This is a genomic window from Achromobacter spanius, assembly GCF_002966795.1.
Classification (GTDB): Bacteria; Pseudomonadota; Gammaproteobacteria; order Burkholderiales; family Burkholderiaceae_B; genus Achromobacter; species Achromobacter spanius_D.
Map to the genome: position 1 here is coordinate 1,354,183 of NZ_CP023270.1, position 23,201 is coordinate 1,377,383.

The 23,201-nt window shown below is 66.4% G+C and carries 16 protein-coding genes; 8 read left to right on the top strand and 8 right to left on the bottom strand.

Going from position 1 to position 23,201, the window contains the following annotated elements:
* Positions 1-69: 69 nt before the first annotated feature.
* Both serB and mfd read right to left on the bottom strand, forming a co-directional pair.
* Positions 70-927, bottom strand: coding sequence for a phosphoserine phosphatase SerB (gene serB / locus CLM73_RS06060; RefSeq protein ID WP_105237733.1), 858 nt, complete (start codon positions 925-927; stop codon positions 70-72).
* 25 nt (positions 928-952) lie between these two features.
* On the bottom strand, positions 953-4,435 hold the full coding sequence (gene mfd / locus CLM73_RS06065) for a transcription-repair coupling factor (RefSeq protein ID WP_199778260.1): 3,483 nt from the start codon (positions 4,433-4,435) through the stop codon (positions 953-955).
* A gap of 29 nt (positions 4,436-4,464) precedes the next feature.
* On the opposite strand from mfd, the gene ispD reads away from it, so the two are divergent.
* The 3 genes from ispD to CLM73_RS06080 all read left to right on the top strand — a co-directional run bounded on the left by ispD (position 4,465) and on the right by CLM73_RS06080 (position 7,934).
* Positions 4,465-5,148, top strand: coding sequence for a 2-C-methyl-D-erythritol 4-phosphate cytidylyltransferase (gene ispD, locus CLM73_RS06070; protein WP_105237734.1), 684 nt, complete (start codon positions 4,465-4,467; stop codon positions 5,146-5,148).
* Positions 5,145-5,636 (top strand): 2-C-methyl-D-erythritol 2,4-cyclodiphosphate synthase, encoded by a 492-nt coding sequence (gene ispF / locus CLM73_RS06075; RefSeq protein WP_105237735.1) that lies wholly within the window; start codon positions 5,145-5,147, stop codon positions 5,634-5,636. The genes ispD and ispF overlap by 4 nt, the downstream gene beginning before the upstream one ends.
* Positions 5,637-5,813: 177 nt before the next feature.
* Complete coding sequence (locus CLM73_RS06080; protein WP_105237736.1) at positions 5,814-7,934, top strand: DUF4344 domain-containing metallopeptidase; 2,121 nt, start codon at positions 5,814-5,816, stop codon at positions 7,932-7,934.
* Positions 7,935-8,059: 125 nt separating this feature from the next.
* Here the strand turns inward: CLM73_RS06080 and CLM73_RS06085 are convergent, their stop codons facing one another.
* The 4 genes from CLM73_RS06085 to ompR all read right to left on the bottom strand — a co-directional run bounded on the left by CLM73_RS06085 (position 8,060) and on the right by ompR (position 11,430).
* The gene (locus CLM73_RS06085) at positions 8,060-8,578 is read right to left on the bottom strand and encodes a carboxymuconolactone decarboxylase family protein (RefSeq protein ID WP_013392160.1); all 519 of its coding nucleotides are present in this window, start codon (positions 8,576-8,578) and stop codon (positions 8,060-8,062) included.
* A gap of 76 nt (positions 8,579-8,654) precedes the next feature.
* On the bottom strand, positions 8,655-9,203 hold the full coding sequence (locus CLM73_RS06090) for a peroxiredoxin (RefSeq protein ID WP_006217982.1): 549 nt from the start codon (positions 9,201-9,203) through the stop codon (positions 8,655-8,657).
* A gap of 60 nt (positions 9,204-9,263) precedes the next feature.
* Positions 9,264-10,691, bottom strand: coding sequence for an ATP-binding protein (locus tag CLM73_RS06095; protein WP_105241399.1), 1,428 nt, complete (start codon positions 10,689-10,691; stop codon positions 9,264-9,266).
* A 4-nt stretch (positions 10,692-10,695) separates the two neighbouring features.
* The gene (gene ompR / locus CLM73_RS06100; RefSeq protein ID WP_003813882.1) at positions 10,696-11,430 is read right to left on the bottom strand and encodes a two-component system response regulator OmpR; all 735 of its coding nucleotides are present in this window, start codon (positions 11,428-11,430) and stop codon (positions 10,696-10,698) included.
* Positions 11,431-11,561: 131 nt separating this feature from the next.
* Between ompR and tsaB the strand changes: the two genes are divergently transcribed.
* On the top strand, positions 11,562-12,818 hold the full coding sequence (gene tsaB, locus CLM73_RS06105) for a tRNA (adenosine(37)-N6)-threonylcarbamoyltransferase complex dimerization subunit type 1 TsaB (protein ID WP_105237737.1): 1,257 nt from the start codon (positions 11,562-11,564) through the stop codon (positions 12,816-12,818).
* Positions 12,815-13,858, top strand: coding sequence for a uracil-DNA glycosylase (locus CLM73_RS06110; RefSeq protein WP_105237738.1), 1,044 nt, complete (start codon positions 12,815-12,817; stop codon positions 13,856-13,858). The genes tsaB and CLM73_RS06110 overlap by 4 nt, the downstream gene beginning before the upstream one ends.
* Positions 13,859-13,933: 75 nt before the next feature.
* Here CLM73_RS06110 and lplT read toward each other — a convergent pair whose 3' ends face one another.
* Positions 13,934-15,247, bottom strand: a complete 1,314-nt coding sequence (lplT, locus tag CLM73_RS06115) for a lysophospholipid transporter LplT (RefSeq protein WP_056568239.1) — start codon at positions 15,245-15,247, stop codon at positions 13,934-13,936.
* Positions 15,248-15,511: 264 nt separating this feature from the next.
* Between lplT and smc the strand changes: the two genes are divergently transcribed.
* Genes smc through ligA form a run of 3 tightly spaced genes read left to right on the top strand, consistent with a single transcriptional unit; the run spans position 15,512 to position 22,263 of the window.
* Positions 15,512-19,045: a chromosome segregation protein SMC gene (gene smc / locus CLM73_RS06120; RefSeq protein WP_105237739.1), complete on the top strand. Its 3,534-nt coding sequence runs from the start codon at positions 15,512-15,514 to the stop codon at positions 19,043-19,045.
* Positions 19,046-19,090: 45 nt separating this feature from the next.
* Complete coding sequence (locus CLM73_RS06125) at positions 19,091-20,164, top strand: cell division protein ZipA C-terminal FtsZ-binding domain-containing protein (RefSeq protein ID WP_105237740.1); 1,074 nt, start codon at positions 19,091-19,093, stop codon at positions 20,162-20,164.
* Positions 20,164-22,263 carry an NAD-dependent DNA ligase LigA gene (gene ligA, locus CLM73_RS06130; RefSeq protein ID WP_105237741.1) on the top strand — a complete coding sequence of 700 codons (2,100 nt, stop codon included), beginning with the start codon at positions 20,164-20,166 and terminating at the stop codon, positions 22,261-22,263. Before CLM73_RS06125 ends, ligA begins: the two co-directional genes overlap by 1 nt.
* Before the next feature lie 147 nt (positions 22,264-22,410).
* On the opposite strand, the gene CLM73_RS06135 is transcribed toward ligA, so the two are convergent.
* Complete coding sequence (locus tag CLM73_RS06135; protein WP_105237742.1) at positions 22,411-23,187, bottom strand: peptidylprolyl isomerase; 777 nt, start codon at positions 23,185-23,187, stop codon at positions 22,411-22,413.
* Positions 23,188-23,201 lie beyond the last annotated feature (14 nt).

The following is a 23,201-nucleotide window of genomic DNA, read 5'->3' on the forward strand; positions in this document are numbered from 1 at the left end:
AGGCGCCGCGTCAGCGGCGCCGACCTGCAAGAAAAAAGCCACCTCGTTTGTTGAGGTGGCTTTCGTTTATCAGCTCTCGAACCAGTTCAGCACACCGTCCAGTCCGGAGACATTCAGCGCATAGCGCGTCTGCTGACGCACCAATGGCTTGGCATGGTATGCCACCGGGAAACCGGCGTTGGCCAGCATCTTCAGGTCGTTGGCGCCGTCGCCCATGGCGATGATCTGGTCTGTCGAGGCGCCGTGCGTGCGCGCGAATTCGCGCAGGTGCGTGGCCTTGGCGTCGGCGTCCAGGATGTCGCCCAGCACGCGGCCGGTGAGTACGCCGTTTTCGATTTCAAGGGTGTTGGCGTGGGCGCTGTCCAGGTTCAGGCGGGCGCGCAGGCGTTCAGTGAAGAACGTGAAGCCGCCCGACACCAGCAGCACCTTGATGCCGGCGGCCTGGGCCGTGGTGATCAGGCGCTCGGCGCCGGGATTCAGGCGCAGCTTTTCCTCGTAGACCTGGTCCAGCGCGCCCGCCGGCGCGCCCTTGAGCAGCGCCACCCGGCGGCGCAGGCTTTCCGCGAAATCCTTGATCTCGCCGCGCATGGCGGCTTCGGTGATTTCCGACACCTTGTCCTTCACGCCGACCACGCCCGCGATCTCGTCGATGCACTCGATGTTGATCAGGGTCGAGTCCATGTCCATGGCCAGGATCTTGCAGTTGGCCAGCTTCAGGCCGGCGGGCACGAAGGCGGCGTCGACGCCGCGCGCTTCGGCCCAGGCGCACACCACGGCGCGCGTCTCGTCGTCATGCTGCACGTCGAGCAGGCGGGCCGCGGTGTTGCTGATGCGCGCCACGCCCTGGGCCTGGGCCAGGGCGGCGAGCTGCTCGGCATGTTCGATGGCGAGGCCGGGGGATTGGACGACGAGATTGTGGGTAGTCATGGCGGATGGATGAGGGTGTCTGGAATTACTTCAGGGCGCGCAGGACGGCGCGCACGGCGTCGGCGCGGGCCGGAACCTGGGGCGCCTTGATTTCAACGCGCAACTTGTCCTGACCGGCCAGCTTGATATGCCGCTGGCGCTGCACGAGCTCGATGATGCGGGCCGGATCGACCGAGGTCTTGGGACCGAACTGGATCAGGGCCTGGGTTTCGCTGGCGTCGATCTTGACGATGCCCAGCGGCTGGGCCGCCAGGCGCAGGCGGTGCGTGGCCAGCAGGGTCTGCGCCGCTTCAGGCAGCTTGCCGAAGCGGTCGATCAGCTCTTCCTGGATGCGGATCAGGTCGTCTTCGTCGGCCGCGTGCGCCAGCCGCTTGTAGATCGCCAGACGCGCGTGCACGTCGGCGCAATAGTCTGACGGCAGCAACGCCGGGGCGTGCAGATTGACTTCGCACGCCAGGTTGAAGGGCGCATCCAGGTCGGGTTCTTCGCCCGCGCGCAGGGCGCGCACGGCCTCGTTGAGCATCTCGTTGTACATCGAGAAGCCGACCTCCTGGATGTTGCCCGACTGCGAGTCGCCCAGGACTTCGCCGGTGCCGCGGATTTCGAGGTCGTGCATGGCCAGATAGAAGCCGGAGCCCAGCTCTTCCATGGCCTGGATGGCTTCCAGCCGCTTCTTTGCGTTGCTGGTGATCGCGTCCTCGCCCGGCGTCAGCAGGTAGGCATAGGCCTGATGGTGCGAGCGCCCGACGCGGCCGCGCAGCTGGTGCAGCTGCGCGAGTCCGAAGCGGTCCGCGCGGTGGATCACGATGGTGTTGGCGCTGGGCACGTCGATGCCGGTTTCGATGATGGTGGTGCACAGCAGCACGTTGTAGCGCTGCTGGTAGAAGCCCTTCATCACCTGTTCCAGTTCGCGCTCGGGCATCTGGCCGTGCGCGACGGCGATCCGGGCCTCGGGCACCAGTTCTTCCAGGCGCGCGCGCCGGTTGTGGATGGTTTCGACCTCGTTGTGCAGGAAGTAGCACTGGCCGCCGCGCTTGAGCTCGCGCAGCAGGGCTTCGCGCAGCGTGCTGCCGTCTTCGCGCCGCACGAAGGTCTTGATGGCCAGGCGCTTTTGCGGCGCCGTCGCAATGACGGAAAAGTCGCGGATGCCCTCCAGCGACATGCCGAGCGTGCGCGGAATCGGCGTGGCGGTCAGCGTCAGCACGTCGACCTCGGCGCGCAACGACTTGAGCGCTTCCTTCTGGCGCACGCCGAAACGGTGCTCCTCGTCGATGATGACGAGACCCAGGCGCTTGAACTTCACGTCCTTCGACAGGATCTTGTGCGTGCCGATGACGATGTCGACGCGGCCGTCGTTGATGCCTTCGATGGCGCTGGAGACTTCCTTGGCCGAGCGGAAGCGCGACAGCTCCACGACGCGCACGGGCCAGTCGGCAAAGCGGTCGGAGAAGGTCTGCGCGTGCTGCTCGGCGAGCAGGGTGGTGGGGCACAGCAGCGCCACCTGCTTGCCGTTTGCGACGGCCAGGAAGGCGGCGCGCAGCGCGACTTCGGTCTTGCCGAAACCCACGTCGCCGCAGACGAGGCGGTCCATGGGGCGGCCGGAGGTCATGTCGCTGATCACGGCCTGGATGGCGGCGGCCTGATCGGCCGTCTCTTCGAAGCCAAAGCCTTCGGCGAATGCTTCGTAATCGTTCAGCGGCAGGTTGAACGCAAAACCCTCGCGCGCCGCACGCTGCGCGTACAGCGCCAGCAATTCGGCCGCGGTGTCGCGAACCTGCTTGGCGGCCTTGCGGCGAGCCTTGTCCCATTGGCCGGAACCCAGCTGGTGCAGCGGCGCGGCCTCGGGGTCGGCGCCGCTGTAGCGCGCGATGACGTGCAACTGCGACACGGGCACATACAGCGTGCTGCCGTTGGCGTATTCAAGATGGAGGAATTCCATCTCGCCTTCGCCCATGTCCATGTTGACCAGTCCGTGGTAGCGCCCGATGCCGTGCTGGGCGTGGACGACGGGGTCGCCCTCGCGCAGCTCGGACAGGTCGCGCACCATGGCTTCGACGTTGCTCGCGCGTTCCTGGTCGCGCTTGCCGCGGCGGCCGGTGGTTGCCAATCCGGGATAAAGGTCGTTCTCGGTCAGGAAGGCGAGGTTTGCCTCGGGCAGTTCAAACCCGATGCCCAGCGGCGAGGCGACGATCCCGAAATGCGCGTCCGACGCCAGAAAGGCCTCGATGGTATCGGGCTGCGCATCGGGTGTGACGCCGAACTCGTTCAGCATCTGCACCAGGGTTTCGCGCCGGCCGGCCGAATCGGCGCACAGCAGCACGCGGGAGTCACGCTTTTGCACCAGCGTGCGCAGCTTGGCGATGGGATCTTCGGCGCGGCGCGCCACGCTGACATCGGGCGCGGCCCGGAAGTCCGGGTGCGGCTGGCCCGTGGTCAGCGACAGGCGGCGGAACGCCTTCAGCCGGCCATAGAGCGATTCGTTGTCCAGGAACAGGGCAGACGGCGGCAGGACGGGGCGTTCGCGGTCGCTCTTCAAAAAGCCGTAGCGGCTGGTCGTGTCCTGGTTGAAGCGCTGGATCGCGTCGTCGATGTCGCCCACCGTGACCATGACCGTGCCTTCGGTCACGTAATCGAACAGCGTGGCGGTTTCTTCGAAGAACAGCGGCAGGTAGTACTCGACGCCGGCAAACGGGATGCCGTTGCCGATGTCTTTATAGGGCAGGGCGCGGGAAGGGTCGCCTTCGAAGATTTCGCGAAAGCGCGCCCGGAACCGGTTGCGCGAGTCTTCGTCCATCGGGAATTCGCGGCCGGGCAGCAGCTGCACCTCGCGCACCGGGTACAGGCTGCGCTGCGTGTCGACGTCGAAACTGCGGATCGTCTCGATCTCGTCGTCGAACAGATCCAGCCGGTACGGCACCACCGAGCCCATCGGGAACAGATCGATCAGGCCGCCGCGCAGGCAGAATTCGCCCGGCGAGGTCACCTGCGTGACGTGGTTGTAATTGGCCAGCGTCAATTGCGCGCGCAGCGCCGCTTCGTTCAGCCTGTCCTTCTGCTTGAACGAGAACGTGTAGGCAGCCAGGAACGAGGGCGGCGCCAGGCGGTACAGCGCCGTGGTGATGGGCACCGTCAGCACGTCCACCGTCTTCGTCATCAGCGAGTGCAGCGTGTGCAGGCGCTCGGAGATCAGGTCCTGGTGCGGCGAGAACGCGTCGTAGGGCAGCGTTTCCCAGTCGGGCAGCTGCCGCACGCGCAGGCCGGGCGCGAATAGCTGGATTTCCTCGGCCAGCCGCTGCGCTTCGAGGGGCTCGGCGGTCAGGATGACCAGCGGTGTGCCGGCTTGGCGCGCCAGATCCGCCAGCAGCCAGGCGTCGCCGGAGCCCGGCGGCCGAGGCTGTGCGTAGCGCGTGCCGGGCTTCAGCGCGGACAGGGTAGGGACCGTGGCGGGGACGGGCGGTGCGGCCGTGGCGAAGGAGGAAGGGGCGGGCATCAGGCTGGAAGCGGACATCAAGCGAACGATTATAAAATCTCCGCACCATGTCTGACTCAATCATCGCAATCGTGCCCGCCGCCGGCGTCGGCGCCCGCGCCAGCCGGCCCGGGCACGAGGCCGTTCCGAAGCAATACCGTCCATTGGCCGGACAGCCCATGCTGCGGCACGCGGTATGCGCCCTGCTGGCCGATGAGCGCGTGTCGCAGGTGCGCGTGGCGGTTACGCCGGGCGACGGCTGGGTCGACGCCGCGCTTGCCGGCTTGCCGCGCACCGTCTGGCGTGCCTGCGGCGGCGCGACGCGCGCCGATACGGTCGCGGGCGCCCTGGCCGACAGCGGGGTCCAGGACGATACCTGGGTGCTGGTGCACGACGCGGCCCGCCCCGGCTTGCCCGCCGCGGCGCTGGGGCGGCTGATCGACGCCTGCCTGGCCGATCCGGTGGGCGGACTGCTGGCCCTGCCGGTGGCCGACACGGTCAAGGGCGGCCACGAGCGCGTCGAGCGCACGCTGGACCGCAACGGCCTGTGGCTGGCGCAGACGCCGCAGATGTTCCGCGCGGGCGTGCTGCGCGATGCGCTGACCGCGGCCTCGGTAAACGGCGTTACCGTCACCGACGAGGCCTCGGCCATCGAGGCCGCCGGCTATGCGCCGTTGCTGGTCGCGGGCGCGATGCGCAACTTCAAGGTGACGTGGCCGGACGATTTTGAACTGATGGAAAAATGGTTATGAGCATTCCTTTTCGCGTCGGACAGGGCTTTGACGTGCACGCGCTGGTCGAGGGCCGGCCGCTGATCATCGGCGGGGTCACGATCCCCCATACGCATGGCCTGCTGGGCCATTCCGATGCCGACGTGCTGCTGCACGCGATCACCGACGCGCTGCTGGGCGCGGCGGGCCTGGGCGACATCGGCCGGCACTTTCCGGATACCGATCCGGCGTTCAAGGGCGCCGACAGCCGGGTGTTGCTGCGCGAGGCCATGGCGCGCGTGCGCCAAGCGGGCTGGACGCCGGTCAATATCGACGCCACGCTGCATGCCCAGGCGCCCAAGATCGGCCCGCACGCCCCTGCCATGGTCAAGAACATTGCCGCGGATACCGGCCTGGCCGAATCCGAGGTCAATATCAAGGCCAAGACCAACGAAGGCCTGGGCTACCTGGGCCGCAAGGAAGGCATCGCGGCTACCGTGGTCGCCCTGCTGGCGCGCGCCGATCGCTGACGCGCCGTTCGCGCTGCGTGGCGTTTGCGCCACGCTTATCCGGTATTCCAAAGCCGCCCGAGCCATCAGGCCGGGCGGCTTTTACGTTGGCATACATCTTTAACAAATGAATAAGCGGACCGCATTGTTCTGACTTACGCTGCGCGACTTGAAATCTGACTAATCAGGGACACTCAGATGCAATTACGTGGCGCGGGGCTACTTGTTGTGCTGGCCGCTTTTGCTACCTCCGCCCACGGGGCCTATGAGAAGCAGCTCGGTCCGTTGGCGGGCACCGTCAAGCAACAGCTTTTGGAGGGCTGGCACGTCGGCGAGCAGGACGGCTGGTTCACCCTGCGCAACAGCGATGTGCCGGGCGGCGAGCAGACGTTCTACGTCAACCCGGGTCCCGCCCCGGAAAACGGACGCATCACCGACGTCAACGTGATGGTCAACTCGAAGAGTCCCAAGGCGTCCATCGGCATCGCGCTGAACAACAACGCGCGCAAGGGCCTGTGCCTGCTGGAGATCCGGGCGGATCGCAACATCCTGCTGTTCTGTCTGGAAGGCCAGAAGCGCCGCGACATCGCGTCGGTTCCCAACGTCGCCAAGCTGGACGGCACCGACCGCATCCGCGTGGTGGAAGTGCCGGGCGCCGCGCGTTTCCTGGTCAATGGCCAGAAGATTGGCGATATCGAGGACGAGGCCGCCCTGGGCAGCGAAATCGGCATCATGGCCTATGACGAAGGCACGTTCGGGATCGCCGATTTCATGATCGTCTCGGACGTGGCCGGCAAGCCGGTCGGGGTCGGAGCGCAAGGGGCCGCTGGACAGGGCCGCGCCGGGCAGGGCAGCGCCGGGCAGGGCAGCGCCGGGGCAGGCGCGCCCCGCGTGCCGTCGGCCGCGTCGCCGCCCGCCCAGGCCCCCGCCGACAACACGCCCGCGCTGGCAGGCGCCGGTCCGTATCCCCGCTTTGGCGGCGACACCCTGCGCATTGTCGCGGTCTACATCGGCATCATGCGCAGCATTTTTCTGCACGAGTTCGGGCATGCCTTGATCGGCGAGCTGGAACTGCCGGCCACGGGCGCGGAAGAAGACGCGGTCGACATGTATTCGGCCTTGCGGATCGTCGAGCCCACCATCTACCCGTCCGACAACGAGGACGTGAACTTCATGGCCCGCGAGGCCGCCACGTATGCGGCCCTGCAGTGGTACTACAGCGGCATGCTGGCGGAAAAGCGGGGCGCGTCGGCGAACTCGGCCTGGCAGGACGAGCACACCGGCGACTTGAAGCGCTTTCGCAACATGCTCTGCATCATGTATGGCGGCAATCCGGCCGTCTTCGAAAACGTGGTCAAGCACGTCGGGTTTGAGGACCGGACCAAGTCGCGTTGCACCGACGAATTCAACAAGCAGAACCGTGCCTGGCGCCACCTGTTGGCGCCCCATACCCGCGTGGGCACCTGGACGCCGGACGGCCAGCAACCGGCCAACGCGCCCGGCGCACCGGTCAACGTGGTGCTCGAACCCTCCAAGCGCAAGATCGGCAACCTGTTTGCGACGGCCATGTCCAACGCCGTCACCAACAGCGTCAAGGACCTGGGCAAGACCTACGTCCTGCCGCGGCCGATCAATGTGACGTTCAAGGACTGCGGCCAGTTGAACGCCTGGTACAACCCGCGCGAGGGCTCGATCACGATGTGCTACGAGCTGATCGAGAACATCGCGGTGATGATTTCCGACATCGAAATGGGCACGGTCGGTGGCGAGGTTGTTGCCAACAAGGGAGGCGGTGCGCAGACGGCGCCGCGGCAAGCCCCCTCGGCGGGGCAGGGCATGCCCGCGTTGCCCGCCGGCGCCTTCGACGAACTGAAGGACTTCGGCGTGCCGCCGACCAGCCTGCTCTTCTCGTCGCCTTACCGGGGCCCGACGCCCGTCAAGCACACGCGCGCCGATGTCATCACGACGGGCGACCTGGTCAAGCTGATCAATAACGAGAAGAACATCCTGATCATCGACACCAGCGCGGGGCGGGATACGCTGCCTATCGCCTACCCGCTGCCCGATGCCGGGTCGGACGGCAGCGTCGCGGACCACCTGCAAGGCGCGCTGGACGACTGGCTGAAGAAGAAGACCGGCGGGCAGCGCAACGCGCCCATCGTGTTCATGGGCGCGGGCATGAATGATCGCTCGGCCTACAACGGCGCGTTGCGCGCGGGGTCGCTCGGCTGGCGCGCCTACTGGTATCGCGGCGGCATGGAGGCCTGGACCGCCAACGGCCTGCCCACCGCGCCGGTGAAAGCTGCATCGGGCAAGTAGCCCGGCGGCGGCAACGGGCTCGGCGCCAGCGAACACCGCTCCGCCGGCAACCACGAGCCTCCAGCCTCAAAAGAAAAGCCCGCCTGCATCATGCAGGCGGGCTTTTTTGCGGTCGGTGAATCGCTTTACTTGCCCTGGGCGGCCAGCGCCAGCGCGGCGGCGTTGACGACGGCGGCGATCCGGCCGGCATCGCGCAGCTGTTCGGTCGACAGGCCGTCGTTCTTCAGGTTCTCGTAGTGCGAGGCCACGCAGAAATGGCACTTGCCGATGATGGAGGCCACCAGCGCGAAGAGCTCGAAGCGCTTCTTGTCAACGCCGCCGTGGGTGGCATAGGCATTCATGCGCAACTGGGCCGGCAGGCTCTTCAACTGGGCGTCGCCGGTCATCTCCACGTAGGGATACCAGGTGTTGTTCATGCCCATGAGGGCGGAGGCGGTCAAGGCGGCGTTCGCGTCGCCTTCAGACAGGCCGCTCTTGAAGGCTTCAACCAGCACCGGGCTGCGCGCGGCATAGGCGGCGGACAGGGCGGCGCCGACGGCGTCTTCGGGAGCCAGCGTCGAGCGGGCGATCACGGCGTCCAGATTCAGGCGGATGTCCTTGGCCCAATCCGGGAGCTGTTCCTTAATGGTCGTAAGAAATTCCATAGTTTTTACCTATAATCTAGCGCAGTTAAAGCCCGGCGCGGGCCCCTGCAGGGCAGGGTCCGGACCGGGCTGGAAATTACAGCGTGGCGCCGCCAACCGTACGGTTGCACGGGCACAGTTCGTCGGTTTGCAGACCGTCGAGCAGACGCAGAACTTCTTCCGGGTTACGGCCGACGTTCAGGTTGTTCACCGAAACGTGCTGAATCGTGTTGTCCGGATCGACGATGAAGGTGGCGCGCAGGGCAACGCCAGCACCCTTTTCACGCACGCCCAGCTGGTCGATCAGGGCGCCGGTCGTGTCGCCGAATTGGTAGTGACCCAGCTTGTTCAGGTCCGGGTGCTCACGGCGCCAGGCCAGCTTGACGAATTCGTTGTCGGTCGAACCGCCCAGCAGGACGGCGTCGCGGTCTTCGAAATCCTTGGCCAGCTTGTTGAAGCCGACGATTTCGGTCGGGCAAACAAACGTGAAGTCTTTCGGGTAGAAGTAGATCACCTTCCACTTGCCGGGGAACGAGCTTTCGGTGATGTCTTCGAACGCGGACACGCCGTTTTCTTCGTGCTGGTTGAAGCCGGGCTTGACGCCGGTGACCTTGAAGGGTTCGAGTTTGTCGCCAACAGTTTTCATGTTTACTCCCGTAGTTGTTGGGTGGAGATGAGGCATCGCCCCAAAACCATAAATTCTACGCTATGGATTATCGTTGTCTAATTGATAATTCCTAAACTTGGCTTTGGGCAGCTCTATCCGCGCGGTCAGTCCGCCGCCCTCGCGGGGCAGCATCCGAAGCGACCCACCGACGTGCTTGAGCAGGCGTTCGACGATGGCCAGACCCAGTCCCGCACCACTCACGCCGGTGCGCGCGGCCTCGCCGCGGGAGAACGGGCGAAGCAGGCGGTCCACGTCCTCGGGCGCGATGCCGGGGCCGCGATCGGAGACCTCGATGACGATCATGCTGCCTTCGGCCTGCAGCGTCATGTTCAGGTGCGCCATGCCGTCGTCGGGCGAGCGGCCATAGCGGCGCGCGTTCTCGATCAGGTTGCTGACGATGCGCTTCAGGTCCAGGGCGGTGATGCGCGCGCGCAGGCCAGGTTCCAGCGCCGCGTCCAGCTCGCCGCCCAGCGAGGCGGTGTGGCTGCGTTCGCGTTCGAACAGTTCGGCCAGCACGGCGGAAATATCGGTGGCCAACTGCGGCAGGGTGCCGGCGGGACGGGCGTACTCCATAAGCTGCCCGATGCTGTGGTCGATCTGGCCCAGGTCTTCGTCGATGGCCTGCCGTGCGTCTTCCGACACGCCGCTCAGCTCGATTTCCAGACGCATTCGGGCAAGCGGCGTGCGCAGGTCATGGGAGATGCCCGCCAGCATGAGTTCTCGGTCGGCCTCGGCCTGGCGCAAGTCCTTGGCCATGCGGTTGAACGACGCATTCAGGTCACGGATTTCCAGCGGTCCTTGTTCGGGCAGGGCCGCGGGCGTTTCGCCGCGCGACAGCACTTGGGCGGCCCGCGCCAGCCTGGATAGCGGCCGGTTGACGAAGCCCACACTGACCGCCGCGCCCACCAATGACAGCAGCAGCGCCGTGGCGCCCCAGCCCAGCCACTCGATGCCGCCTGTCAGGCCGATCTGCTCACGCTCGAACACCAGCCAGTACAGGTCTTTTTCGATCTGGAAGCTGACCCAGAAGCCGGGCACCTGGTTCACGCCCCAGGCGATTTGCGTTTCCGGGCCGAAGCGCGTGCGGATGTGCTGCGCCACACGCTGCCAGTAGTCGTCGTCGGGAAGGGCTTCGGCGAAGTCGGTGACTTCGCGCGGATAGACCTGGATACCTTCGTTGGTGGCCAGGTCGAGGAGAAGCTTGCTGCGCTCGCCGTTATGCGAATAGATCAGCGCGGTGCGCGTGATATTGACGGCCGTGATCACCCGCTGCGCCATTTGATTGGCGCGCGGTCCCAGCTCCATGCTGAAAAATACTTGAAGCCACGCGCCCAGGCTGACCAGCATCAGCGCGGCGAGCAAAAGGAACGTGCGGCCGAACAAGCCGAGCCGCAAACGGGATGTCAGGTTCCTGAATGTTCTGCGCAAGCGCGGCACGACGCTGCGCTCCTGCACCGGGCGGGCCAGCCGATCAGCTACCACCGTCCGGAACGAACACGTATCCTAGACCCCAAACGGTCTGGATGAATACGGGCTTGGACGGGTTCGGCTCGATCAGTTTGCGCAGACGCGAGATCTGGACGTCGAGGCTGCGATCGAAGGCTTCGTATTCGCGGCCGCGGGCCAGTTCCATGAGCTTGTCGCGCGACAGGGGAATCTTCGGATGGCGCGCAAAGACCTTGAGCACCGAGAATTCACCCGTGGTGATGGGCACCTGTTCGCCGTTGCGCGTGAGCGTGCGGGTGGACAGATTCAGCACGTAGGGGCCGAAGGCGATGGATTCGTTTTCCTGGCTGGGCGCGCCGGGGTGTTCCTCGGTGCCGCGGCGACGCAGAATCGCATTGATGCGCGCCAGCAGTTCGCGAGGATTGAACGGCTTGGACAGGTAATCGTCCGCGCCCATCTCAAGGCCGACGATGCGGTCGATTTCTTCCGCCTTGGCCGTGAGCATGATGATGGGGGTGTTGTCGTGGCCACCGCGCAGCCGGCGGCAGATGGACAAACCATCTTCGCCGGGCAGCATCAGGTCCAGCACGAGCAGGTCAAAATGCTCTCGTTGCCAGAGTTTGCCCATCTCTTTGGCGTCTTCGGCGACGAAAACGTTGAAACCCTGTTCGGACAAGTACCGGCGAAGCAGATCGCGCAAGCGCGGATCGTCGTCAACGACGAGGATTTTTCGGGTGGGGGTGGTGTTTTGCGTATTCATGGCCGGAAATGTAACAGTGACAAGAACCGGGGGCTAGAGGGCGTTCACAAGATATTACACATTGCGAACCCTGGTTGAAATCCCCCTTACACCCGGGGGTAACAACGGCTTATTTCGTACAATCTGCATCTATGGAACTAAACCTGCTGGCACTGGAAACTTCGTCGTCACGTTGTGGCGTGGCCCTTTTGCGGGCGGTCGACGGCCGTCTGGAGATCAGCGTCCGCGAACACGAAGGATCCCAGGAACACGCCGAGCGCCTCCTGCCTATGGCCGATGCGCTGCTCGCCGAGGCCGGCATCGCGCCGTCGGGATTGCATGCCGTGGCGTTCGGACAAGGGCCCGGCGGCTTTACGGGCTTGCGCGTGGCCTGCGGGGTCGCCCAGGGCATGGCGCTGGGGCTGGGCATCCCGGTGTTGCCCATTGTTTCGCACCAGGCCGTGGCGGCCGACGTCGAGAGCACGCCTGGCGACGCGATCGTCGTGGCCCTGGACGCCCGCATGAACGAGGTCTATCTGGCAGTCTACCGCCGCCGAGACGCGGCGGGCGATGAATCTGCCTGGGACACGCTTCAAGCCCCCATGCTGATTGCCGCCGCCGAGGTCGTACCCTGGACGGCGCACCATCTGCCGAACTGGTCGGCCCGGACTGGCCAGCCGTTGACGCCGCTGCTGGCCGGGGATGCCTGGGAGGCCTATTCCACCGACATGGCTGTGCCCGCCGAATGGCGCCGGGCTGTCGATGCTCAGCGGCCGCAGGCCGCCAGCGTGGCGCGGCTTGCCCGCCAGGGCTGGTTGCGCGGCGAAACGCTGGCGCCGGAGCTGGCCGCGCCGCTCTATGTGCGGGACAAGGTGGCGTTCACCACCGCCGAGCGCCTGCGCGGCGAGGGCGGCAATCCCAAGGCGCAGCCCTCGCTTGCCGCGGCGGTCCCGCTGCCCATGACGGATGCCGATCTGGACGAGGTCGTGGCGCTGGAAGCCCAGGTGCAGGCCTTCCCCTGGACCCGCGGCAACTTCTCGGACGCGCTGGCGTCGGGCTATGGCGCCTGGACCTTGCGGCGCGAGGGCAAGCTGGCGGGCTTCTGCATCCTGATGTTTGCGCCGGACGTGGCGCATCTGCTGGTGATTGCGGTGGCCCAGGACCTGCATCGCCAGGGGTTGGGCGGCGTGATGCTCGACTGGTGCGAGCAGCAGGCGCGCGAACGCGGGCTCGAAGGCCTGCTGCTGGAAGTGCGGCCGTCCAACACGTCCGCCATCAGTTTCTACAAGGGCCACGGCTACCTGCAGATCGGCGTGCGCAGGGCCTATTACCCCGCCGAGAAGGGCGGCCGCGAGGACGCCATCGTCATGCAGAAGCGCTTTGGCGAACCCGACGGAGCACCGGCATGAGCCCGATGGATGCCGCGCCGCGCCAGGCGCCGCCCCGCATCAACCCGTTGCAGCGTATCTGGCTGCGCGAGCTTGGCATGGAGCGGCTGTGGCTGCGCACGCCGGCCGCCGCGCCGCACGCGAAGATGGCTGTCGCGGCGCCAGCTCCTGTGTCCGATGGCGCGCCGAACGCCGCGGCGCATTCCCCGATCGTCGCCCCGGCTCAAGTGGACGGCCGGCGCCCCGGCCCGGCGATTGCGCCGGCGTCTGAAGCGTCCCCGGCCGCTGCGCCCGACGCTGCAGTTGCCAGCACAGATGTCAGCACAGCCGCCGACACAGCCGCCGTTGCGCCGGCCAAGCCGGCAGGCCTGGCAACGGGTCGTGCATCAGCCATTCCCGCTTCGATCCTGAACCGCACCGGCCCCCCGCCGCGTCCCGCGCCGAAGGTCGAGGTCCAGGACGAGGCGCCGCCGCCGATTCCCGTGGCCGAGGCCGTCAAGGATGCCAATCTGGAGCAGTTGGCTGCGCAGGTGGTGGCGTGCGAGGCGTGCGGTCTGTGCAAGGGACGCCGCCATGCGGTCGTCGGGCAGGGCGCCCAGCCCACCCGCTGGCTGGTGGTAGGCGAGGCCCCCGGCGAACAGGAAGACCGCCAGGGCCAGCCCTTCGTGGGCCGTTCCGGCCAGTTGCTGGACGCCATGCTGGCGGCGGTGGGCATGAGCCGAGAGCAGGACGTTTTCATCACCAACGTGATTAAGTGCCGTCCCCCGGGCAACCGCAATCCCAAGCCCGAGGAAATCGCGGCCTGCAGCCCTTACCTGATGCGGCAGATTGCGTTGCTGAAACCCGAGCGCATCCTGGTGCTGGGCCGGTTCGCGGCGCAGACGCTGCTGGGCACCGATGCCACCATCGGCAACCTGCGCGGCCGCGTCCATCACCTGAAGGCGGACGAAGGCGTGCAGATCCCGGTGGTCGTGAGCTACCACCCCGCCTATCTGCTGCGCAGCCCGTCCGAGAAGGCGCGCGCCTGGCAGGATCTGAAGCTGGCGGCCCGCGAACTGTAAGCGGGCGGCGGGCAATAAAAAACCGGGCGCCTGCCCGGTTTTTTATTGCTGCATCAAGCACTTGGCGTGTTTGCCTCAATGCGTCGAATCCAGCGCGCGGCCGTGGCCTTCCTGGCCGATCTGGTCATGCAGGTCGGGGTTGGCCTGCATGTTGCGCTTGCTCCAGCGCATGAACACCACCATCAGCACGGCCACCACGGTGCCGAAGATGACGATGATCACGTTGATCGGCAGTTGCAGCCACAGCAGCAGCGTGTACATCGCCACCATGAGCAGGATGTTGAGCTGTTCGTTGAAGTTCTGAACGGCGATCGAATGGCCCGCCGACAGCAGCACGTGGCCGCGGTGCTGGAGCAGGGCGTTCATGGGCACCACGAAGAAACCGGCCAGGCCGCCCGTCAGCAGCAAGAGGAGATAGACGCTCCAGGGCTGGTAGACCAGCGGCATCAGCAGCACGACCAGACCCATCATGGCGCCGACCGGCAGCACGGCGAGCGCGCGGCGCAGCGGAATGCGCCCGGCCAGGATCGACCCGACTACCGTGCCCAGCGCGGCCACGCCCATCAGCATCGAGGCCTTGTCGAGCTGGTAGCCCAGATGGCTGCGGCCCCATTCAATGACGATGAGCTGCAGCGTGGCGCCGGCGCCCCAGAACAGGGTGGTGACCGCGAGCGAAATCTGGCCCAGCTTGTCCTTCCACAGCACGCAGACGTAACCCCAGAACGTGCGGATCAGGCGCACCGGGTTCTTCTGCTGCGGCGGATAGCGCACGTGCGTGCGGGGGATCATCAGGTTGCACAGCGCGGCCAGCAGGTACACGAAGGCGATGACCAGGATGGCGGCTTCGGCCGGCGTGTGGACCAGACTGCCGATGAAGGAATGGCTGAGCAGGGCGGTGGACACCGACGAGGAAATCAGGAGGCCGCCCAGAACCGTGCCGAGGATGATGGAGAAGACCGTCAGGCCTTCGATCCAGCTGTTGCCCTTGACCAGCATGGTCGGCGGCAGCATTTCCGTCACGATGCCGTACTTGGCGGGGGAGTAGGCGGCGGCGCCGATGCCCACCACGCCGTAGGCGGCGCAGACCAGCCAGGTCTGGTATTCGGGGGCGACGCCAATGCTGGCGTACGAGAACATCAGCAGACAGCCCGCCACTTTCAGGGCATTGGTGGAGAACATCACGCGGCCCTTGGGGTAGGAGTCCGCGATGGCGCCGACGAATGCGGCCAGCACGACATAGGCCAGCGCGAACGACCATTTCATCATGGGCGCCAGCCAGTCAGGGCCGTGCAACTCCTGTATCAAGGCGATCGCTGCGATGAACAGCGCATTGTCCGCCAATGACGAGAAGGCCTGCGCCGCCATGACCAGATAGAAACCACGTTTCAAGAATGTCCCCGTTCTTCGGCCAGAGCCCGGCCAGTCCGCGTGAAAATTATGTGTCGTGCCAAAAAGTGTCAGGGAGTATAGCCGGAGCCTTGCGGCCAGCCATTGCGCGTTTGCCCGCGGGTTGCCCGGCCCCAACGTCTGGGTTCAGACCGCCTGCGGTATCATACGACCCATATGAGAGCCGGCCCTTCTTGGGCCGGTTTGCAATCTGTGCGGCAGGTCCGTTAACGCCTTTCGTTCAACCCACCCCGTCGTCATCGTACTGTGCGCCTTACTCAGCTCAAACTCGCCGGCTTCAAGTCCTTCGTCGATCCCACCGTCATCCCCGTGCCCAGCCAGCTGGTCGGCGTGGTGGGGCCCAATGGCTGCGGCAAATCGAACATCATCGACGCCGTGCGCTGGGTGCTGGGCGAGGCCAAGGCGTCGGAACTGCGTGGCGAGTCCATGCAGGACGTCATTTTCAACGGGTCGGGCAACCGCAAGCCGGCCGCCCGGGCCTCGGTCGAAATGGTGTTCGACAACAGCGAGGGGCGCGCTGCGGGCCAATGGAGCACCTACGCCGAAATCGCGGTGCGCCGGGTCCTGACCCGCGACGGCACCAGCAGCTATTTCGTCAACAACCAGCAGGTCCGCCGCCGGGACATCCACGACATCTTCCTGGGCACCGGCCTGGGCGCTCGCGGTTACGCCATCATCGGGCAGGGCATGATCAACCGCCTGATCGAAGCCCGCCCCGAAGAACTGCGCGTCTTCCTGGAAGAAGCCGCTGGCGTGTCGCGCTACAAGGAACGCCGCCGCGAGACCGAAAACCGCCTGTCCGACACGCGCGAGAACCTGACCCGCGTCGAAGACATCCTGCGCGAACTGAACAGCCAGCTCGAAAAATTGGAAGCCCAGGCCGAAGTGGCCACGCGTTACCGCGAGCTCCAGGCCGACGGCGAAAAGAAGCAGCATTCGCTGTGGTTCCTGAAGGAAACCGGGGCGCGCGAAGAGCGCGCCAAGAAGACCCAGGAAATGGCGCAGGCCCAGAACGAACTGGAAGCCGCCATTGCCGGGCTGCGTGCCGGCGAGGCCGCGCTGGAATCCCGGCGCCAGGCCCACTACGCCGCCAGCGACGCGGTCCATACCGCCCAGGGCGCCCTGTACGAAGCCAACGCCCAGGTCAGCCGCCTGGAAGCCGAAATCCGGCACGTGGTCGATTCCCGCAACCGCCTGCAGGCGCGCCGCGACCAGCTCCAGCAGCAGATCGCGGAATGGACCAGCCAGCGCGAGCACTGCACGGAACAGATCGCCCAGGCCGAAGACGACCTGGCCGCCGCCGCCGCCCGCACCGAAGAGGCGCGCGCCACCGCCGAAGACGCGCAGGCCGGCCTGCCCTCGGTCGAGCAGCGCGTGCGCGAAGCCGCCGCTGGCCGCGACGAGATGCGCGCGGCCCTGGCCCGCGTCGAGCAGAACCTGGCGCTGGTCGCGCAGACGCAGCGCGACGCCGACCGCCAGATGCAAACGCTTGAGCAGCGCCGCGAGCGCCTGCAACAGGAACTGCGCGAACTGCACAGCCCCGACCCCGAGCGCCTGGAGCAGCTGGCCGGCGACCGCGCCGCGGGCGAAGACCAGTTGGAAGCCGCCCAGGAAGAACTGGCCACGCTGGAAGGCCGTGTCCCCGAGGCCGACGCCGAGCGCAGCCGTGCCCAGGGCGGCGCCCAGACCGAAGCCCAGAACCTGGCCCGCCTGGAAGCCCGTTTGTCCGCGCTCGTGAAGCTGCAGGAAGACGTGCAGAAGCAGGGCGCGCTGGAACCGTGGCTGGCCAAGCACGAACTGGCCGGGCTGTCGCGCCTGTGGCAAAAGCTGCACGTCGAGCCGGGCTGGGAAACCGCTTTGGAATCGGCGCTGCGCGAACGCATGGCCTCGATGGAAGTGCGCAACCTGGATTGGGCGCGCGCCTTTGCCGAAGATGCGCCGCCCGCCCGGCTGGCGTTCTATCAGTTGCCCGTGGCGGCGCCCGCACCCACGGCGCCGGCCGGCTTCACGCCGCTGGCCAGCCTGCTGCGCATCACCGATCCCGACCTGCGCACGCTGCTCAACGAATGGCTGGCCGGCGTCTATACGGCCAATGACCTGACCCAGGCCCTGGCCCTGCGCGCGACCCTGCCCGCCGGCGCCGCCTGCGTGGTCAAGGCCGGCCACCTTATCGACGCGCACAGCGTGCGTTTCTATGCGCCCGATTCCGAACAGGCCGGCCTGCTGGCCCGCCAGCAGGAAATCGAGAACCTGCAGCGCGAGATCAAGGCCCAGCAACTGATCGCCGACCAGGCGCGCGCCGCCGTGGCCCGTGCGGAAGCCGCGTGGCAGCAGGTGTCCCAGGCCATCTCCCCGGCGCGCACCCGCGTGGCCGAGGTCACGCGCCGGGTGCACGACATCCAGTTGGAACACTCCCGGCTGCAGCAGCAGGCCGAACAGTCCGGCGAGCGCGCCTCGCGCCTGCGCCAGGACCTGGAAGAAATCAAGGCGCACGAGGAAGACCTGCGCGCCACCCGCGAAGAGGCCGAGGCCCGCTTCGAGACGTTGGACGAAGAGCTGGCCGAACACCAGTCCAAGTTTGCCGACGCTGAAATGGACGGCGAGACGCTGGCGGCGCAAGCCGAGGCGGCCCGCACCCGCTTGCGCGAACTGGAGCGCGCCGCCCAGGAAGCCGAATTCGCCGAGCGCGGCATCCAGGTGCGCATCACCGATCTGCAACGCAACCAGCAACTGGCCGCCGACCAGAGCCAGCGCGGCGCGGTGGAACTTGAACAACTGATGGGCGACCTGGTCGAGCTGGATGCGTCTGCCTCGCAGGCCGGCCTGCAGGACGCCCTGGAAATGCGCGCCGAGCGCGAGGAAGCGCTGTCGCGCGCCCGCCAGGAACTCGAAAACCTGGCCGCCTTGCTGCGCGGCGCCGACGAAGACCGCCAGCAACAGGAGCAGACCCTGGAACCGCGGCGCGCGCGCATCATGGAACTGCAACTGCAGGAGCAGGCCGCGCGCCTGGCCGAAGAGCAGTTCACCGAACAGCTCAATGCACGCGAAGTCGACCGCGAAGAACTCGCTCAGTTCCTGGCCAACCAGCCCGACGAATGGCGCCGCGCAAGCTGGCTGCAACAGGAAGTCGGCCGCATCTCGCGCCAGATCGAAGCCCTGGGCTCGGTCAACCTGGCGGCGCTCGACGAACTGAACACCTCGCGCGAACGCAAGGGCTTCCTCGATTCGCAGCACGCCGACCTGATGACGGCCATCGAAACCCTCGAAGACGCCATCCGCAAGATCGACCGCGAAACGCGCGAACTGTTGCAAGAGACGTTCAACATCGTCAACGGCCACTTCGGCGAGCTCTTCCCCAAGCTCTTTGGCGGGGGCGAGGCCAAGCTCAGCATGACGGGCGAGGAAATCCTCGACGCCGGCGTGCAGGTGATGGCGCAGCCGCCGGGCAAGCGCAACAGCACGATCCATCTGCTGTCGGGTGGCGAAAAGGCGCTGACCGCGACCGCGCTGGTGTTCGCGCTCTTCAAGCTGAACCCCGCGCCGTTCTGCCTGCTGGACGAGGTGGACGCGCCGCTGGACGACGCCAACACCGAGCGCTATGCGAACCTGGTCGCCAACATGAGCGAGCAGACGCAGTTCCTCTTCATCTCGCACAACAAGATCGCGATGCAGATGGCAAAGCAATTGATCGGCGTAACCATGCAAGAGCAAGGGGTTTCGCGTATCGTTGCGGTAGACATAGATTCGGCCGTCCAGATGATGGCCTCCGAAGCGGCATAAACCCAATATTGAGAAAGGCGCCGCCTTCTGGCGCGGGATTTATACATGAGTGATTTGCAGATCGGGCTGATTGCCCTGGGCGTCTTGCTGATACTGCTGGTGTTGGGATTCAACTGGTGGCAGGACCGTCGCGTCCGTCGCAAGATGCAGAGCCATTTCCCCACCTCCGAACAGGATCCGCTGCTGGGCGCGGGTGCGGGGGCCGCAAGCGCTGCCCCGGCCGGCGCTGCCCGGCGCGAACCCGGCATGGGCGGCGAGCCCGCGCGCGTTCAGCCCGGCCAGCCCGCACCCGTGGACCCTGGCAGCGATGCCGACGACACGGAAGAACCCGATCCCGCCTGCGAAGTGGTCATCGAAGTCAACTTCGCCGAGCCCGTGCGCGGTGCGGATCTGCTGCCCTACATGCAAAGCCTGCGCAGCGTGGGCCGCAAGCCCATGCGCGTATTTGCCGAAACCGATCAGCGCCGCCACCGCGCGCGCGTCCATTCGGGCGAGTCCTATGCGTCCATGCAGCTTGCCGTGCTGCTGGCCAACCGCAGCGGTCCCCTGTCCGCCATCGAATGGTCGCAGGCCTGGGCGCGTGCCCAGGACATGGCCGAACGCTTCGACGCCACGATTGAAGGGCCCGACCAGCAGGCCGTGCTGGAGCAGGGCGCCCGCCTGGACGACACCTGCGCGGCCCTGGACACCCAGGTCGGCCTGACCCTGCTGCTGGGCTCGGCCCAACCGGCGGCCGAAGTGCTGTCCGTGGCGCGTGACATCGGTTTTGTTGCCGACGGCAACCGCCTGGCCTGGCCCAATGAAAACGGCGTGACCCGCTTCACGCTGGCCCGCGCGGACGGCGCGGCCTTTGACGCGGGCATGGGCGGAATCGAACGCCTATATCTGCTGCTCGACGTGCCTTGCAGCCCCGCCGACACCCGCGCGTTTGGCCGCATGGTCGACGTGGGCCGCGACCTGGCTTCGCGCCTGCGCGCCGAGCTGGTCGACGATCAGGGCAAGCCGCTGGCCGACGGTTCCGAAACCGTCATCGACGAGCGCCTGCAGGTCCTGTTCGGCCAGCTTGAACAAGCGGGCCTGCCCGCCGGCAGCGAGCGCGCCCAGCGCGTGTTTGCCTGATGGCCAGCGGGTCCGGCGAGAATCCGGCGCAAGCCGCCGCGCGGCTGCGCGCCGAGATCGAACAGCACAACGTCCGCTATTACGTTTACGACGAGCCCTCGGTCTCGGATGCCGAGTACGACGGGCTGATGCGGGATTTGCAGGCCCTGGAGGCCGAGCACCCGGATCTGGTCACGCCGGAGTCCCCTACGCAGCGCGTGGGCGCGGCGCCGGTGTCCGCGTTTGGCAGCGTGCGCCACGTGGTGCCGATGCTGTCGCTGAACAACGCGTTTTCCGAAGAAGAAGTCGCCGCCTTCGACCGCCGTGTCACCGACACCTTGCGCGGGGCCGGCATGCTGGGTCCGGCGCAGCAGCCGGATTACTTCTGTGAATTGAAACTCGACGGCCTGGCGATCAGCCTGCGCTACGAGGACGGCCGCCTGGTGCAGGCCGCCACCCGCGGCGACGGCCAGACGGGCGAGGACGTCACGTCCAACATCCGCACGATCAAGGCGATCCCGCTGCAACTGAAGGGCGCGGCCCCGAAGGTGCTGGAGGTGCGCGGCGAGGTGCTGATGAATCGCGCCGACTTCGAAAAGCTGAACGCGGCGCAGGCCAAGCGCGACGAAAAGATCTTCGTCAATCCGCGCAACGCGGCGGCGGGCAGCCTGCGCCAGCTCGATCCGCGCATCACGGCCAAGCGGCCGCTGCGCTTCTTTGCCTATGGCTGGGGCGAGGTCCAGGGCCTGCCCGGCTCGCAAAGCGGCCAGTTTGACGAAGCCTCGGCCGGCGCGGACCAGGCGTCGCAACTGCCTGAAAAATCCCACGGCGCCATGCTGGACTGGCTGGCCTCGCTGGGGCTGCCGGTCAATGTGGTGCACAACCACCGCGCAAGCGGCGCGGAAGGCCTGATGGGTTTCTACGCCAAGGTGGGCGCCTTGCGCGCGAATCTGCCCTACGACATCGACGGCGTGGTCTACAAGGTGGACTCCCTGCCGGCGCAGAAGGTGCTGGGCTTCGTGGCGCGCGCACCGCGCTTTGCGTTGGCGCACAAGTTTGCCGCCGAAGAGGCCACCACGACGCTGGTGGACATCGAAGTGCAGGTGGGCCGCACGGGCGCCATCACCCCCGTCGCGCGGCTCAAGCCCGTGTTCGTGGGCGGCGTCACAGTCACCAATGCCACACTGCACAATGAAGACGAGATCCGCCGCAAGGACGTGCGCATCGGCGACACGGTCATCGTGCGGCGCGCGGGCGACGTGATTCCCGAGGTGCTGGCCCCGGTTCTGGAAAAACGGCCCGAGGACGCGCGGGAATTCGTCATGCCCACGGAATGCCCGGTCTGCGGATCGGCCATCGAACGCCTGGAAGACGAAACCATCGCACGCTGCACCGGGGGCCTGTTCTGCGGCGCCCAGCGCAAGCAGACGCTGTGGCATGCCGCCAGCCGCAAGGCGCTGGACATCGAAGGCCTGGGCGAAAAGCTTGTGGACCAGTTGGTGGACAGCGGCCGCGTCAAGACGCTGGCCGACCTGTATAGCCTGCGTCCGCTGGAGCTGGTGGGCCTGGACCGCATGGGCCAGAAGTCGGCCGACAATCTGGTGGCCGCGATCGAGAAGGCGCGCTCGCCCAATCTGTCCCGCCTGCTGTTCGCGCTGGGCATCCGGCACGTGGGCGAGACCACGGCGCGCGACGTCGCGCGGCACTTCGGCAGCATCGACGCCATCATGGATGCGGATGAAGACGCCTTGTCATCGGTGCCGGACGTGGGGCCTGTCGTGGCCGCGTCGATCCGCCACTTCTTTGCCGAACAGCACAACCGCGACGTGATCGGCCAGCTCAAGGCGCAGGGCGTGAATCCGGTGGCCGAAGCCGCGCCGCAAGCCGACACGCTGGCCGGCAAGACCTTCGTGCTGACCGGCACGCTGCCGACCTGGACGCGTGAAGAGGCTTCGATGCACATCCAGGCGGCCGGCGGCAAGGTCAGCGGCTCGGTGTCCAAGAAGACGGCCTATCTGGTGGCGGGCGAGGACTCCGGCAGCAAACTGACCAAGGCCCAGGAACTGGGCGTGCCGGTGCTGGACGAGGACGGACTGAAGGCGCTGTTGGGCGCTTCCTAGCCAGGACTTGCCGCGTTTGAATGAAGGGCTGCACGCCACCGGCGCGCAGCCCTTTTGTTTGGATCGGTGTCTGACACCTGAGCTCGTTGCCGAGCGCGCAAAAAAACTGCCCGCGATCGGCGGGCAGGTTTCTGAGCTGAGCGGGCCTTATTGAATCTTGGCCTTTTCGCGCAGCTGCTTCTGGTAGTCGGCCAGGGTTTGCTGGCGCAGCATTTCTTCCAGTTGCGGACGGACTTGATCCATCGGCGGGAATTCGACCGGACGGGTGTCGTCGACCATGATGATGTGCCAGCCGAATTGGGTCTGGACCGGCTTGTCGACCAGTTGGCCCTTCTTCAGTTGCGTCACGGCTTGCGCGAACGGCTGCACGTAGTTGGTCGGAGGCGCCCAACCCAGATCGCCACCCTTTTCGGCGCTGCCGGGGTCCTTGGAGTTCTTCTTGGCCAGGTCGTCGAACTTGCCCTTGTTCTTCTGCAACTGGGTCAGCAGGTCGTTCGCCTTCTTCTCGTCTTCGACGAGGATGTGGCGGACCTTGTATTCCATCTTGCCGGCCTGTTCCTTCTTGATCTTTTCGTATTCGGCGGTGACTTGGGCGTCGGTGACCGGGTGCTTGGCCAGGTAGTCGGCCATCAGGGCGCGAACCAGGATGCCTTGGCGGGCCAGTTCGATCTCGGTCTGGACGTCAGCCTGCTTGGCGATGCCGCTGGTTTCGGCGGCTTGCACGAAGATCTGACGGTTGATCATTTCCTGCTTGACCTGTTCGCGCAGTTGCGGCGAATCGGTGGCGCCCTGGCCGACCAGGAGCTTGACGAATTGATCCAGGCTCTTTTGCGGAATGGCCTTACCGTTGACGGTAGCCACGTTTTGCGCAAAAGCAGGCACGGCGATGACGCAGGCCGCAGCCAGCATGACGATGCGTTTCATGAATATCCTTTTAC